The following is a 14,067-nucleotide window of genomic DNA, read 5'->3' as shown; positions in this document are numbered from 1 at the left end:
GCGGCGCCACTGCGCCGCGCGGAATCGGATGTCCGGAACAGCGAATGGCCGCAACGCAACTCTTACCGGGCCCCGAGTCCCGAGTCCCCGATCCTGAGCCCCTGCAGCCGCGTCTCCCCCAGGAACACCCCATCGGCGCCGAAGCGGCGCTCGTGGATCCAGCCGCGGCCGTCGCCGCCCACTGCGACGATGGTGCTGGCGCGGGTGCCGTAGTCGTGGCCGCGGATGAAGGCTGGCGACAGGCGCCGCTCCAGCTCCAGGCCTACGCCGGTGTCGGGCAACTGCGCGTCGGCGGCGATGGTCTCGTCGGCCAGCGCGCGCCATAGCGGGGACAGGTCCTCGTCGCCGGCGGCAATCCACCCCGCCAGGACCTCGCACAGGCGCACCGTCTTCGGCCATGGCGCGTCCAGCGCGCCATTGGACATGCCGTGGATGCCGGGCGCCAGGCGCTGCCGGGCAGGCGGGTGGTTGCCCAGGTATTGCGCGCCTTCGGCGTCGGCCAGCAGCAGATTGAACGGCGGGTAGGCGTCGGCGCGAAGCGCCAGTGCGTCGGCGAAGGCGCCTGCCGGCGCGGCGCCGGCCAGGTAGTCGGCGACCAGGGCGCCGCGCGAGGCGCCGGACATCGACGCCAGCGGGTCGCGCACGTTGGTGACCACAGTGCAGCGGCCGGCGTCGTCCAGGCCCACCCAGCTGCCGCCGGAACGCAGGTCGCGCCCGGCCAGCACGCGCTGCGCCGGCGCCGCCCAGCGCTGCAGCGGCGCGGTCGGGCGGGCGTGGAATTCGTCGCGGTTGCCGACCAGCAGCAGGCGCCAGCGCGGGTGCGATTCGAGGGCGAGGGCGACCAGGCACATAGGCCGCCGATTGTGCGGTTTTGCGCAGCGGCAGGCGAGCCGGTCGGTCGTGGCCGCGGCAGCTGGCCGCTGTCTTAACGCCTTGTGCACAGGGCTGAATTTCCGCTCAATCTCAAAATATGAGACGAAACAGCAACTTGTGGATAAGCTTTGAACAAGTCTCTAAAGAATGGCGCAAGCCATTGATGTGGCTAGCGATTTATCGCTCGCAAAGTTGTTGACAACCTTTCGCGCGCTGCTAAGGTGGGCACTCGAGGGAAAACCGGGTTTTTTGTGGTTTTTCGTGGTTCAATGACCGTCCAGGCGGATTTGAAAGGTGTAGGCGTCGTGTTTCAGGGCGAGACCGCAATCACAGTGGACGACAAGGGGCGTATGGCGGTTCCCACCGCGTACCGCGACCTTGTCGTGCGTGCGAGCGGCAATCGGCTGGTGCTGACCTACAACCCGTTCGAGGCCGGATGCCTGTGGCTGTACGCGGAAAAGGAATGGGAGCGGGTCCGTGACGACGTCATGGCCAAGCCCAACACCCAGCGCGTGGTGCGGGTCCTGCAGCAGAAGCTGGTCGGTTCCTCGGCCGCGCTGGAGCTGGACGCCAACAGCCGCATCACCATCCCGCCGAGCCACCGCGCTGCGGTGGGCATCGAAAAGCGCGCCGTGCTGTTGGGCATGGGCGACAAGTTCGAACTATGGAGCGAGCAGGCTCATCGCGCACTGATCCAGCAGACATTGTCTGACGAGGATCTGGGCGATGGATTGCTCGATCTGAAGTTGTGAGCCGGGGTGTCCGGATGCGCGGACAGGCGCAGGCCGGTCACCTTCCGGTGTCGCAACCGCCGGCGGCGCATGTGCCGGTGTTGTTCGCGCAGGTCATGGACGGGCTGCAGGTGATCGAAGACGGAATCTATCTGGATGGCACGTTCGGGCGTGGCGGACACGCGCGCGGGGTGCTGCACAAACTCGGCCCAGGAGGCCGGCTGCTGTTGATGGACAAGGATCCCGAGGCGATCGCCGAAGCCGAACATGCGTTCGGTGGCGACGCGCGCGTGCGCATCCGCCGCGGCAGCTTCGCCGAACTGGCGCAGTGGGACGCCGCCGCCGATCTGGACGGCGTGCTGTTCGACCTGGGCGTGTCCTCGCCGCAGCTGGACGTGGCCGAGCGCGGCTTCTCGTTCGGCAAGGACGGCCCGCTGGACATGCGCATGGATCCGGACGCCGGCGAGAGCGCCGCGCAGTGGCTGGCTCACGCCAGCGAGCGCGACATCGCCGACGTGCTGTGGACCTATGGCGACGAACGCCAGAGCCGGCGCATCGCCCGCGCGATCGTGGCGCGCCGCGCCGAGCAGCCGCTGACCCGCACCGCGCAGCTGGCCGACCTGATCGCCAGCGTGATGCCGCGCGGCGACAGCAAGACCCATCCGGCCACGCGCAGCTTCCAGGCGATCCGCATCCACATCAACCGCGAACTGGCCGACCTCGAAGCCGGGCTGGACGCGGCGCTGGCCAAGCTCAAGCCGGGCGGGCGCCTGGCGGTGATCAGCTTCCACTCGCTGGAAGACCGCATCGTCAAGCAGTTCATGAACCGCCACGCCAAGGCCCCGCCGAGCAACCGCCGCCTGCCCGAGGCCCAGCCGTTCGTGCCGACGCTGCAACTGCACGGCGGCGCGATCAAGGCCGACGGCGCCGAGCTGGCGCTCAATCCGCGCGCGCGCAGCGCGGTGCTTCGGGTGGCCGAGAAGCTGGGATTGGGGATTGGGGATTCGGGATTGGGCGAGCGCTCTTCTCCAATCCCCAATTCCGAATCCCCAATCCCGGCGTCTCCGCCAGGAGACGCCCAATGAGCCGGCTGCTGTTGATCGTCCTGCTCGCCTGCACCATCGCCTCGGCGATCGGGGTGGTGTACATGCGCCATCGCCATCGCCAGCTGTTCGTCGAGCTGTCGCGGCTGGAGCACAACCGCGACGAGCTGAACATCGAGTTCGGCCGGCTGCAGCTGGAGCAGGCGACCTGGGCCGAAAGCAATCGCGTCGACCAGGTCGCGCGCGAGCGGCTGGGCATGAAGTTTCCGGAAACCGGCGACATCGTGGTGGTGCGGCCATGAGCAAGACCGGCCGCAACCGCCCGCGCAGCAACTTCAATCTCCGTGGCCGGCTGGTGCTGGTCGGTGCGGCGCTGAGCCTGTGCTCGGTCACCCTGATCGGCCGCGCCGCCTACGTGCAGATCATCAACAGCGACTTCTACCAGCGCCAGGGCGAGGCGCGCTACCTGCGCGAGCTGCCGATCGCGACCTCGCGCGGCATGATCACCGACCGCAACGGCGAGCCGCTGGCGGTGTCCACGCCGGTGGAGTCGATCTGGGTCAATCCGCAGGAGCTGCTGCGCAATCCCGACCGCATCCCGCAGCTGGCGCAGGCGCTGGAGCTGCCCAGCGACGAGCTGACCGCCAAGCTGTCGCAGAAGTCGGACAAGGAGTTCATGTACCTCAAGCGCCGGATCAATCCGGACAAGGCACACGCGGTGGTCGCGCTGGGCATCCCGGGCGTGTTCTCGCAGCGCGAGTTCCGCCGCTTCTACCCGCAGGGCGAAGCGATGGCGCACGTGCTCGGCTTCACCAACATCGACGACCGCGGCCAGGAAGGGCTGGAGCTGGCGTTCGACGAATGGCTGCGCGGCAAGCCCGGTTCCAAGCGCGTGATCCGCGACCGCAAGGGCGCGATCGTGGAAAGCATCGATCTGGTCAAGCCGGCCGAGCCGGGCAAGGACCTGACCCTCAGCATCGATCGCCGCATCCAGTTCCTGGCCTACAAGGAACTGCGCAACGCGCTGGTGGAAAACAACGCCGCCGGCGGTTCGATCGTGGTGATGGACGTGGCCACCGGCGAGATCATGGCCATGGTCAACCTGCCGACCTACAACCCGAACTCGGTCACCGGGGTCAATTCCGATGCGCGCCGCAACCGCGCGGTCACCGACCTGGTCGAGCCGGGTTCGACGATGAAGCCGTTGACCATCTCCACCGCGCTCAAGGCCGGGGTGGTGACCAAGGACACGCTGATCGACACCAACCCGGGCTACATGGCGATCGGCCGCTTCACCATCAAGGACGTGCCGCGCAACAACGGCGTGCTGACCGTGACCGGCGTGATCACCCGCAGCTCCAACATCGGCGCGGCCAAGATCGCGGCCAAGCTGCCGGACCAGACCTTCTACGACCAGATCCACAGCTACGGCTACGGCAGCGCCCCGCACAGCGGCTTCCCCGGCGAATCGGCCGGCGTGCTGCCCTCGCCGGCACGCTGGAGCGGGTCGTCCAAGACCACCATGTCCTACGGCTACGGCCTGTCGGTGACGCCGCTGCAGATCGCACGCGCGTACTGCGCGCTCGGCAACGGCGGCAAGCTGGTCACGCCGACCTTCGTCAAGGGCCAGCACGAGGACACCAAGGAAGTGCTGAGCCCGGCGATCGCCAAGGAAGTGGTGTCGATGATGGAAACCGTGGTGACCCAGGGCGGCGCCAAGGGCGCGGCGATCCTCGGCTACCACGTCGCCGGCAAGACCGGCACCGCGCGCCTGAACGGTCCCGGCGGCTATATCCGCGGCCACTACAACGCGCTGTTCGCCGGCCTGGTGCCGGCGACCAATCCGCGCTTCGCCACGGTCATCGTGATCAACGATCCGCAGGGCGCCAAGTACTACGGCGGCCTGGTTTCGGCGCCGGTGTTCCACAACGTGATGGAAGGTGCGCTGCGGCTGATGGACGTGCCGCCGGACGACATCCAGGCGTGGCTGGCGGCGCAGGCCGCCGGCAAGAGCGGCCATGCGCCGCCGCCGGCGCCGGTGGAGCCGGATCCGGCCGTGGTGCCCGATGCCGCCGCCGAAGTGGAAGCGGCGCTGCCCATCGCCCGTGCCGTCACGCCGCCGCCGGCCGCGCAGCCGGTGCCGTTGCAGGAGACCCGCCAGTGAGCCGCGCGCTGCCGCTGTCGCAGCTGCTGCCGGACGTGGCGCTGGCGCGCGACGTGCAGGTGTCCGGGCTGGTCATGGACAGCCGCGCGGTGCGCGCCGGCGATGCGTTCGTGGCGATCGCCGGGTTCGGCGCGCACGGGCTGGGCTTCGTCGCGCAGGCGCAGGCCAAGGGCGCCGCGGCGATCCTGTTCGAACCGCCGGCCCCGGCTGAATTGCCGGCGCCGACCGACGCGATCGCGGTGCCGGGCCTGCGCGCGCGCATGGGCGCGATGGCCGACCAGTTCCACGGCCATCCGTCGCAGACGATGACCATGGTCGGGGTCACCGGCACCAACGGCAAGACTTCCACCGTGCAGTTGCTGGCGCAGGCCTGGCAGTGCCTGGGCACGCGCAGCGGCAGCATCGGCACGCTCGGCGTCGGCCTGTACGGCGACGTGGTGCCGACCGGTTTCACCACGCCGCTGGTGCTGCAGACGCACGCGCTGCTGGCGCAGCTGCGCGACGCCGGCGCGCAGGCGGTGGCGATGGAAGTGAGTTCGCACGCGCTGGACCAGGGTCGCGTCGATGCGGTGCACTTCGACGTGGCGGTGTTCACCAATCTCACCCGCGACCATCTGGACTACCACGGCGACATGGCCGGCTATGGCGCAGCCAAGGCGCGCCTGTTCGCCACGCCGGGGCTGAAGGCCGCGGTGGTCAATCTCGACGACGCGTTCGGCCGCGAGCTGCTGGCGACGCTGGACCCGGCGCTGCGCCGCATCGGCGTCAGCTCGCGCGGCCAGGCCGACGCCACGCTGCGCGCCGAGGCGCTGCGCCTGGACGCGCGCGGCATCGGTTTCGACCTGCTGATCGGCGACGCGCGGCATCCGCTGCAGTCGCCGCTGCTCGGCCGCTTCAACGTGGACAACCTGCTGGCGGTGGCCGGCGCGCTGCACGCGCTGGACGTGGCGCCGGCGCGCATCGCCGCGACGCTGTCGCAGCTGCAGCCGATCCGCGGGCGCATGAACCGCCTCGGCGGCAGCGACGCGCAGCCGCTGCTGGTGATCGACTACGCGCACACCCCGGACGCGCTGGAGCAGGCGCTGGACAGCCTGCGCGGCCACGCCCACGGCCGCCTGCTGTGCGTGTTCGGTTGCGGCGGCGAGCGCGACACCGGCAAGCGTCCGCAGATGGCGGCGATCGCGCAGCGCCTGGCCGATGCGGTGATCGTCACCGACGACAATCCGCGTGGCGAGGATGGCGATCGCATCGTCGCCGACATCCTGGCCGGGTTCACCGACCTGCAGGCGGTGCGCGTGCAGCGCGACCGCGCGCAGGCCATCGCCCTGGCCGTGGCCGAAGCCGGCCCCGACGACATCGTGCTGATCGCCGGCAAGGGCCACGAGCCGTACCAGGAGATCGCCGGCATCCAGCATCCGTTCGACGACACCGAGATCGCCGCGCAGGCCCTGCAGGCGCGCGCCGCAATGCCAGTGGAGCACGCCCGATGAAGCGTCTGCCGCTGTCGATGATCGCGCACTGGGCCGGCGCCGAGCTGCACGGCGACGACGTGGCGATCGACGCGATCGCCCACGACACCCGCACGCTGGCGCCGGGCAGCCTGTACGTGGCGCTGCGCGGCGAGCGTTTCGACGGCCACGACTTCGTCGCCGATGCCGCCGCGCGCGGCGCCAGCGCATTGCTGGTGGAACTGTTGCAGCCGCACAGCGAACTGCCGCAGATCCTGGTCGCCGACACCCAGCTGGCGCTGGCGCGGATCGCCGCGGGCATGCAGCGCGGCCGCGCCACGCGGGTGGCCGCGATCACCGGCAGCAACGGCAAGACCAGCGTCAAGGCGCTGCTGCTGGCGATCCTGCAGCATGCCTGCCGGGTCCAGGGCGGCAGCGTCTACGCCAATCCCGGCAACCGCAACAACGAGATCGGCCTGCCGCTGGCGGTGATCGAAGCGCCGGACGCGGCCGACTACGCGATCTACGAGATGGGCGCGGGCAAGCCGGGCGACATCGCCTACCTGACCGACATCGTGGCCCCGCATGCGGCGCTGGTGAACAACATCGCCCCGGCGCATCTGGAGCGGATGGGCAGCCTGCTCGGCGTCGCCGCGACCAAGGGCGCGATCTACGCCGCGCTGACCGCCGACGGCACCGCGGTGATCAATGCCGACGACGCGTTCGGGCTGTGGTTCGAGCAGCGCCTGCCGGCGCCGCTGGCCCCGCGCGTGCTGCGCTTCGGCCTGCAGGCCAGCGCCGAGGTCACCGCCACGCAGCTGCGCATGCGCCCGGACCGCTCGCAGTTCGTGCTGGTCACCCCGCAGGGCGAGATCGAAACGACGCTGCCATTGCCGGGCCGGCACAACCTGATGAACGCACTGGCCGCCGCCTCGCTGGCGCTGGCGCTGGACATCGCGCCGGCGCTGATCGCCGCGGGCCTGGCGCAGGTGCAGCCGGTGCCGGGCCGGCAGATCGCGCATACGCTGCCCGGCGGCGTGGTGCTGATCGACGACAGCTACAACGCCAACCCCGGTTCGCTGGCCGCGGCGATCGACGCGCTGGCCGCCGCCGGCGGCGAGCGCTGGCTGGTGCTGGGCGACATGCGCGAACTCGGCGACGGTGCCGAAGCGCTGCACGCCAGCGGCGGCCGCCGCGCCCGCGACGCCGGCCTGACCCGGCTGTACGCGCTGGGCCCGCTCAGCGCCGTCGCCGCGCAGGCCTTCGGCGAGAACGGACGCGTGTTCGACAGCCATGCGGCGCTGATCGCCGCGCTGCGCGCGGATCTGCGTGCGGCCGGGAGTAGGGATGGCCAGCCTGCGGCTGTCGAACAGCGAGCGGGATTGGGGATTCGTGAAGAGCAAGATCAAGAGCAGGAAACAGAGCTGATGGATGAGAACACCGGCGCGGTGGCAGACGACGTTTTGCTCCCCCGACTCCCGATTCCCGATTCCCGATTCCCGGCTCCTCCCACCCTCCTGATCAAAGGTTCGCGCGGCAGCGCCATGGACAAGATCGTGAGCGCGCTGCTGGCGCAGGGAGAGGAGGCGCCGCATGCTGCTTGAACTGTCCCGCTGGCTGCAGCAGCTGGAGAGCCTGTTCGGGCTGTTCGGCTACCTCACCTTCCGCGGCATCCTCGCGGCGCTGACCTCGCTGTTCCTGTCACTGTGGCTGGGCCCGGCGGTGATCCGCAAGCTGGCGCAGTTCAAGGGCGGCCAGCCGATCCGCCAGGACGGCCCGCAGAGCCATTTCTCCAAGGCCGGCACGCCGACCATGGGCGGCTCGATGATCCTGCTGACCGTGCTGCTGTCGGTGCTGCTGTGGGGCGACCTGCGCAACCGCTACGTGTGGCTGGTGCTGGCGGTGATGCTGGCGTTCGGCGTGATCGGTTGGTACGACGACTGGATCAAGATCGTGCGCCGCGACCCGAACGGGCTGAAGTCGCGCTGGAAGTACCTGCTGCAGTCGATCTTCGGCCTGGCCGCGGGCCTGTTCCTGTACTACAGCGCCGACGTGCCGGCCGCGATCACTTTCTACATCCCGATGTTCAAGTCGATCGCGCTGCCGCTGGCCGGGATCAGCTTCGTCGCCATCGCCTACTTCTGGATCGTCGGCTTCTCCAACGCGGTCAATCTGACCGACGGCCTGGACGGGCTGGCGATCATGCCGACCGTGCTGGTGGCCTGCGCGCTGGGCGTGTTCGCCTACGCCTCGGGCAACGCGGTGTTCTCCGCCTATCTGAAGATTCCCTCGATCCCCGGCGCCGGCGAGCTGATCATCATCTGCGCGGCGATCGCCGGCGCGGGCCTGGGCTTTCTGTGGTTCAACACCTATCCGGCGATGGTGTTCATGGGCGACATCGGCGCGCTGGCGCTGGGCGCGGTGCTCGGCACCATCGCGGTGATCGTGCGCCAGGAACTGGTGCTGGTGATCATGGGCGGCGTGTTCGTGGTCGAGACGCTGTCGGTGATGATCCAGGTCGCCTCGTTCAAGCTCACCGGCAAGCGCGTGTTCCGCATGGCGCCGATCCACCACCACTTCGAACTGAAGGGCTGGCCCGAGCCGCGGGTGATCGTGCGCTTCTGGATCATCTCGGTGGTGCTGGTGCTGGTCGGCCTGGCCACGTTGAAGGTGCGCTGATGAACGACGCCGCGCGCCAGGCAACCCGACTCGAGGCCATCGGCGGCCGCTACGACCCGTGGCTGCTCGGCGCCGTGGTGGCGCTGGCGTCGCTGGGCGTGGTGATGGTCGGCTCCAGCTCGATCGAGCTGACCGTCAGCCCGTTCTACTACCTGACCCGGCACCTGCTGTTCCTGGCCGGCGGCATCGGCCTGGCGATCTGGGCGATGCGCACCGAGCTGAAGAACATCGAGCAGTACAACCAGTTGCTGCTGCTGGCCTGTTTCGGCCTGCTGCTGGTGGTGTTCGTGCCGGGGCTGGGCAGCACCGTCAACGGCGCGCGGCGCTGGATCAACCTGGGCATCTCCCGCTTCCAGACCGTGGAAGCGGTGAAGGTGCTGTACATCGTGTGGCTGTCCAGCTACCTGGTGCGCTTCCGCGACGAGGTCAACGCCACCTGGCCGGCGATGCTCAAGCCGCTGGGCGTGGCGGTGGCGCTGGTCGGCCTGCTGCTGCTGCAGCCGGACTTCGGTTCCTCCACGCTGCTGCTGGCGATCACCGCCGGCATGCTGGTGCTGGGCGGGGTCAACCTGCCGCGCATGTCGATGCCGATCGTGATCGGGCTGCCGGTGTTCGCCTTCATCGCGATCCTGGAACCGTACCGCCTGCGCCGCATCACCTCGTTCCTGGACCCGTGGGCCGACCAGCTCGGTTCCGGCTACCAGCTGTCCAATGCGCTGATGGCGGTGGGCCGCGGCGAACTGTTCGGGGTCGGCCTGGGCGGCTCGGTGCAGAAGCTCAACTACCTGCCCGAGGCGCATACCGATTTCATCTTCTCGGTGATCGCCGAGGAACTGGGCTTCACCGGCGTGTGCCTGATCATCGCGCTGTACGCGCTGCTGGTCGGGCGCGCGTTCTGGCTGGGCATGCGCTGCGTGGAAATGAAGCGCCACTTCTCCGGCTACATCGCCTTCGGCATCGGCCTGTGGATCAGCCTGCAGAGCTTCGTCTCGGTCGGCGTCAACCTGGGCATCCTGCCGACCAAGGGCCTGACCCTGCCGCTGATCTCCGCCGGCGGTTCCAGCGTGCTGATGACCTGCGTAGCGATGGGCCTGCTGCTGCGTGTGTCCTACGAACTCGATCGCGCCGAACGCCAGGTGGCGAAGGTGCGCAGCGATGCCGCGCCGCCGGTCAGGCAGACCGTGGACAGCGCCGAGGACCTGCAGGCCGCACGCGAGGCCAGCGCCAGCGCGGTGGCCGCGGCGATCCAGGCCGGCACCCCGGCGCGCGGCACCAGCCGCATGCAGCCGCGGGTCGAGCCGACCTTCGGGAGGCTGGGATGAGTGTGTCCGTGCCGATGACCGGCACCGCCATGACCGACGCTGCGTCGCGTCCGGTGATGATCCTCGCTGGCGGCACCGGCGGGCACATCTTCCCGGCGCTGGCGGTGGCCAAGGTGCTGCGCGCACGCGGCGTGCCGGTGGTGTGGCTGGGCGCGGCCGGGCGCATGGAAACGCAATTGGTGCCGCAGCACGGCATCGAGATCGACACCATCGAAATCGGCGGGCTGCGCGGCAAGGGCGCGCTGGCGCTGTTCGGCGCGCCGCTGCGGGTGATGCGCGCGATCCGCGCCGCCGGCTTCGTGCTGCGCCGGCGCATGCCGCGCGCGGTGGTCAGCTTCGGCGGCTTCGCCGCCGGCCCCGGCGGCATCGCCGCGCGCCTGCTGAAACTGCCGCTGCTGGTGCACGAACAGAACCGCGCGCCGGGTCTGACCAACAAGGTACTGTCGCGCGTCGCGCGGCGCGTGCTGACCGGGTTCCCGGGCAGCTTCGCCGCGCGCGAGGAAGCGGTGGGCAATCCGGTGCGCGCCGAGATCGCCGCGCTGGCGCCGCCGGCGCAGCGCTTCGCCGCGCGCGACGGCGCGGTGCGCCTGCTGGTGCTCGGCGGCAGCCAGGGCGCGCGCGCGCTGAACCAGGCGCTGCCACGCGCGCTGGCCGCGCTCGGTGCGCAGGTCGAAGTGCGCCACCAGTGCGGCGAAAAACTGCGCGACGAAGCCGCCCAGGCCTATGCCGAGGCGGGCGTCGCCGCCAGCGTCGAAGCCTTCATCGGCGACATGGCCGCCGCCTACGCCTGGGCCGACCTGATCGTGTGCCGCGCCGGCGCCTCGACCCTGGCCGAACTGTGCGCGGTCGGCATCGGCAGCGTGCTGGTGCCGTTCGCCGCCGCCGTCGACGACCACCAGACCCGCAATGCCGAATACCTGGTCGAACGCGGCGCCGCGGTGCTGCTGAAGCAGGACGACGCCCTGGCGACCAACCTGCAGGGCGTGCTGCGCGACCTGCTCGGCAACCCCGCACGCCGCCTGTCGATGGCCGACGCCGCCCGCAGCCTGGCCAAGCCGGATGCGGCCGAGCGGATCGCGGACATCATTCTGGAAGAGGCTGGGAGTCGGGATTTGGGATTGGGGATTCGTAAAGAGCAGGAGCACAAGCAGGACACTATGCAGACATCCGTACATGGCGATGCGCCGCGGCAACAGGCCACCGGCGACGCCACCAATCCCCAATCCCGCTCGCTCTTCGACAGCCGCAGGCTGGCCATCCCGAATCCCGGCACCTCCGCAGGAGGTGCCCTGTGATCCGCCGTCTCCACGACACCGGCGATCTGGTCCGCGCGTTTCCGCGCGTGCATTTCGTCGGCATCGGCGGCACCGGCATGAGCGGCATCGCCGAGGTCATGCTGACCCTGGGCTACGAGGTGTCCGGCTCGGACAACGCCGACAATGCGGCGACGCGGCGCCTGGTCACGCTCGGCGCGCGGGTGATGCGCGGGCATTCGGCGGCCAACGTGCTCGGCACCGACTGCGTGGTGGTGTCCAGCGCGATCCGCGACGACAACCCGGAGCTGATGGAGGCGCGCAGCCAGCGCATCCCGATCATGCCGCGCGCGGCGATGCTGGCCGAGCTGATGCGCTTCCGCCGCGGCATCGCGGTGGCCGGCACGCACGGCAAGACCACCACCACCAGCCTGGCTGCGGCGGTGCTCAGCGAAGGCGGGCTGGACCCGACCTTCGTGATCGGCGGGCAGCTGCTCGCCGCCGGCGCCAACGCCAAGCTCGGCGGCGGCCAGTGGCTGGTGGCCGAGGCCGACGAGAGCGACGGCAGCTTCCTGCGCCTGAACCCGCTGATCTCGGTGATCACCAACATCGACGCCGATCACCTGGAGAACTACGGCAACGATTTCGCCCGCGTGCAGGCCGCGTTCGCCGAATTCCTGCAGCGGCTGCCGTTCTACGGCCTGGCCGTGCTGTGCATCGACGATCCGGAAGTGGCCGCGCTGGCCGCCAAGACCCCGCGCCACGTGATGAGCTACGGGCTCAGCGAGAACGCCGACGTGCGCGCCGAGGACGTGGTCCAGGACGGCCCGCGCATGCGCTTCACCCTGCGCCTGCCGGAAGGCAGCAGCACCCCGGTGACGCTTGCCTTGCCGGGCCGGCACAACGTGCTCAACGCGCTCGCCGCCGCCGCGATCGGCTGGCAGCTGGGCGTGGCGCCTGAGGCGATCGCCAGCGCGCTGCAGGGCTTCGCCGGCATCGGCCGCCGCTTCAACGACCTGGGCGAAGTGACCACCGCCGCCGGCGCACGCGTGCGCCTGGTCGACGACTACGGCCACCATCCGCGCGAACTGGCCGCGGTGTTCGCCGCCGCGCGCGGCGGCTGGCCGGACAAGCGCCTGGTGGTCGCGTTCCAGCCGCACCGCTACAGCCGCACCCGCGACCAGTTCGACGCGTTCGCCGCGGTGCTGTCGGAAGTGGACGCACTGGTGCTCAGCGAGGTCTATCCGGCCGGCGAAGCGCCGATTCCCGGCGCCGACGCGCGTTCGCTGGCGCGCGCGATCCGTGCGCGCGGGCGCAGCGAGCCGGTGGTGGTCGGGCAGGTCGCCGAACTGAGCGAAGTGCTGCCGGACGTGCTGCAGGACGGCGATCTGCTGCTGATGATGGGCGCCGGCGACATCGGCTACGTCGCCCAGCACATCGCGCAGGACGGGTTCGTCGTCGGAGCCAAGTCATGAGCGCGCAGAACTTCCCGCCGCCGCGCCACACCGACCCGGCCGTGTTCGGCCGCGTCGCGGTGCTGCTCGGCGGTACTTCCAGCGAACGCGAGGTGTCGCTGGATTCGGGCCGCAACGTGCTCGAGGCGCTGCGCGCGCGCGGCGTCGACGCGGTGGCGGTGGACGGCATTCCGGCGTTGGCGCAGGCGCTGGTGGACAAGCGCTTCGACCGCGTGTTCAACGTGCTGCACGGCCACAACGGCGGCGGCGAAGACGGCATCGTGCAGGGTCTGATGGACGCGTTCGGCGTGCCCTACACCGGCTCGCCGGTGCTCGGCTCGGCGCTGAGCATGGACAAGGTGCGGACCAAGCAGGTGTGGCTGTCGCTGGGCCTGCCGACGCCGCGCTACGTGCGCCTGGCGGCGACCGCGCAGGCGGACGCGATCCGCGCCGCGGCCGCGCAGCTGGGCCTGCCGGTGATCGTCAAGCCGGCCAACGAAGGCTCCAGCGTCGGCGTGACCCGCGTGTTCGAGCCGGCGCAGCTGGACGAGGCGGTGGCGCTGGCCGCGCGCTACGACGGCGAACTGCTGATGGAGCAGATGATCGTCGGCGACGAACTGACCGTGGCCATCCTCGGCGACACCGCGCTGCCGTCGATCCGCATCGTGCCCAAGGGCCAGTGGTACGACTACCACGCCAAGTACGTGGCCGAGGATACCCAGTACCTGTGCCCGGGCCTGGACGGCGAGGACGAGCTTGCCCTGGGCGAACTGGCGCTGGCCGCGTTCCGCGCCGCCGGCTGCCGCGGCTGGGGCCGCGTGGACGTGATGCGCGACGGCGCCAGCGGCGATTTCGCCCTGCTGGAAGCCAACACCGCCCCGGGCATGACCAGCCACTCGCTGGTGCCCAAGGCCGCACGCCAGGCCGGCATCGGCTTCGAAGAGCTGGTGTGGCGCGTGCTGGAGCAGACGCTGTGAAGCCGGGATTCGGGATTGGGGATTGGGGATTCGCACAGCGGCAGCGTCGCGCTGCCTGTGCGCTCGCGTGCGTGTCTTGCGCGAATCCCGAATTCCGAATCCCGAATCCCGCGGCACGGAGTG

12 protein-coding genes are annotated in these 14,067 nt (G+C 70.3%); 11 read left to right on the top strand and 1 reads right to left on the bottom strand.

Translation table 11 applies throughout. From position 1 onward, the window contains the following. Positions 1-62: 62 nt before the first annotated feature. Positions 63-851 carry an NRDE family protein gene (locus tag JR064_RS17340; RefSeq protein WP_206230565.1) on the bottom strand — a complete coding sequence of 263 codons (789 nt, stop codon included), beginning with the start codon at positions 849-851 and terminating at the stop codon, positions 63-65. Positions 852-1,142: 291 nt separating this feature from the next. Between JR064_RS17340 and JR064_RS17335 the strand changes: the two genes are divergently transcribed. Genes JR064_RS17335 through JR064_RS17285 form a run of 11 tightly spaced genes read left to right on the top strand, consistent with a single transcriptional unit; the run spans position 1,143 to position 13,944 of the window. Continuing rightward, on the top strand, positions 1,143-1,625 hold the full coding sequence (locus JR064_RS17335) for a division/cell wall cluster transcriptional repressor MraZ (RefSeq protein WP_179568399.1): 483 nt from the start codon (positions 1,143-1,145) through the stop codon (positions 1,623-1,625). A 14-nt stretch (positions 1,626-1,639) separates the two neighbouring features. Continuing rightward, a complete protein-coding gene (gene rsmH / locus JR064_RS17330; RefSeq protein ID WP_179569397.1) occupies positions 1,640-2,689 on the top strand; it encodes a 16S rRNA (cytosine(1402)-N(4))-methyltransferase RsmH in 1,050 nt (349 codons plus the stop codon). After that, positions 2,686-2,949 carry a cell division protein FtsL gene (gene ftsL / locus JR064_RS17325; RefSeq protein WP_009576670.1) on the top strand — a complete coding sequence of 88 codons (264 nt, stop codon included), beginning with the start codon at positions 2,686-2,688 and terminating at the stop codon, positions 2,947-2,949. Before rsmH ends, ftsL begins: the two co-directional genes overlap by 4 nt. After that, positions 2,946-4,811: a peptidoglycan D,D-transpeptidase FtsI family protein gene (locus JR064_RS17320; RefSeq protein ID WP_179568397.1), complete on the top strand. Its 1,866-nt coding sequence runs from the start codon at positions 2,946-2,948 to the stop codon at positions 4,809-4,811. Before ftsL ends, JR064_RS17320 begins: the two co-directional genes overlap by 4 nt. Beyond that, positions 4,808-6,301, top strand: a complete 1,494-nt coding sequence (locus tag JR064_RS17315; RefSeq protein WP_206230564.1) for a UDP-N-acetylmuramoyl-L-alanyl-D-glutamate--2,6-diaminopimelate ligase — start codon at positions 4,808-4,810, stop codon at positions 6,299-6,301. Before JR064_RS17320 ends, JR064_RS17315 begins: the two co-directional genes overlap by 4 nt. Beyond that, positions 6,298-7,863 carry a UDP-N-acetylmuramoyl-tripeptide--D-alanyl-D-alanine ligase gene (locus JR064_RS17310; RefSeq protein WP_206230563.1) on the top strand — a complete coding sequence of 522 codons (1,566 nt, stop codon included), beginning with the start codon at positions 6,298-6,300 and terminating at the stop codon, positions 7,861-7,863. The genes JR064_RS17315 and JR064_RS17310 overlap by 4 nt, the downstream gene beginning before the upstream one ends. Next, a complete protein-coding gene (gene mraY / locus JR064_RS17305) occupies positions 7,853-8,938 on the top strand; it encodes a phospho-N-acetylmuramoyl-pentapeptide-transferase (protein ID WP_179568390.1) in 1,086 nt (361 codons plus the stop codon). The genes JR064_RS17310 and mraY overlap by 11 nt, the downstream gene beginning before the upstream one ends. Then, entirely contained in the window at positions 8,938-10,260 is a 1,323-nt protein-coding gene (ftsW, locus tag JR064_RS17300) for a putative lipid II flippase FtsW (protein ID WP_179568388.1), read from the top strand. The genes mraY and ftsW overlap by 1 nt, the downstream gene beginning before the upstream one ends. Beyond that, positions 10,257-11,555, top strand: a complete 1,299-nt coding sequence (murG, locus tag JR064_RS17295) for an undecaprenyldiphospho-muramoylpentapeptide beta-N-acetylglucosaminyltransferase (RefSeq protein ID WP_206230562.1) — start codon at positions 10,257-10,259, stop codon at positions 11,553-11,555. The genes ftsW and murG overlap by 4 nt, the downstream gene beginning before the upstream one ends. Then, positions 11,552-12,988, top strand: a complete 1,437-nt coding sequence (murC, locus tag JR064_RS17290) for a UDP-N-acetylmuramate--L-alanine ligase (protein ID WP_206230561.1) — start codon at positions 11,552-11,554, stop codon at positions 12,986-12,988. The genes murG and murC overlap by 4 nt, the downstream gene beginning before the upstream one ends. Further along, positions 12,985-13,944 carry a D-alanine--D-alanine ligase gene (locus JR064_RS17285; protein WP_191825495.1) on the top strand — a complete coding sequence of 320 codons (960 nt, stop codon included), beginning with the start codon at positions 12,985-12,987 and terminating at the stop codon, positions 13,942-13,944. The genes murC and JR064_RS17285 overlap by 4 nt, the downstream gene beginning before the upstream one ends. Positions 13,945-14,067 lie beyond the last annotated feature (123 nt).

It is taken from the genome of Xanthomonas bonasiae (assembly GCF_017163705.1).
Lineage (GTDB): Bacteria > Pseudomonadota > Gammaproteobacteria > Xanthomonadales > Xanthomonadaceae > Xanthomonas_A > Xanthomonas_A bonasiae.
This window is presented reverse-complemented; position numbering and strand designations above follow the sequence as displayed.

Bases quoted from the DNA above. Each gene is read 5' to 3' on its own strand.
- JR064_RS17340 (WP_206230565.1), bottom strand. From the start codon at position 851: ATGTGCCTGGTCGCCCTCGCCCTCGAATCGCACCCGCGCTGGCGCCTG.
- JR064_RS17335 (WP_179568399.1), top strand. From the start codon at position 1,143: ATGACCGTCCAGGCGGATTTGAAAGGTGTAGGCGTCGTGTTTCAGGGC.
- rsmH (WP_179569397.1), top strand. From the start codon at position 1,640: ATGCGCGGACAGGCGCAGGCCGGTCACCTTCCGGTGTCGCAACCGCCG.
- ftsL (WP_009576670.1), top strand. From the start codon at position 2,686: ATGAGCCGGCTGCTGTTGATCGTCCTGCTCGCCTGCACCATCGCCTCG.
- JR064_RS17320 (WP_179568397.1), top strand. From the start codon at position 2,946: ATGAGCAAGACCGGCCGCAACCGCCCGCGCAGCAACTTCAATCTCCGT.
- JR064_RS17310 (WP_206230563.1), top strand. From the start codon at position 6,298: ATGAAGCGTCTGCCGCTGTCGATGATCGCGCACTGGGCCGGCGCCGAG.
- mraY (WP_179568390.1), top strand. From the start codon at position 7,853: ATGCTGCTTGAACTGTCCCGCTGGCTGCAGCAGCTGGAGAGCCTGTTC.
- ftsW (WP_179568388.1), top strand. From the start codon at position 8,938: ATGAACGACGCCGCGCGCCAGGCAACCCGACTCGAGGCCATCGGCGGC.
- murG (WP_206230562.1), top strand. From the start codon at position 10,257: ATGAGTGTGTCCGTGCCGATGACCGGCACCGCCATGACCGACGCTGCG.
- JR064_RS17285 (WP_191825495.1), top strand. From the start codon at position 12,985: ATGAGCGCGCAGAACTTCCCGCCGCCGCGCCACACCGACCCGGCCGTG.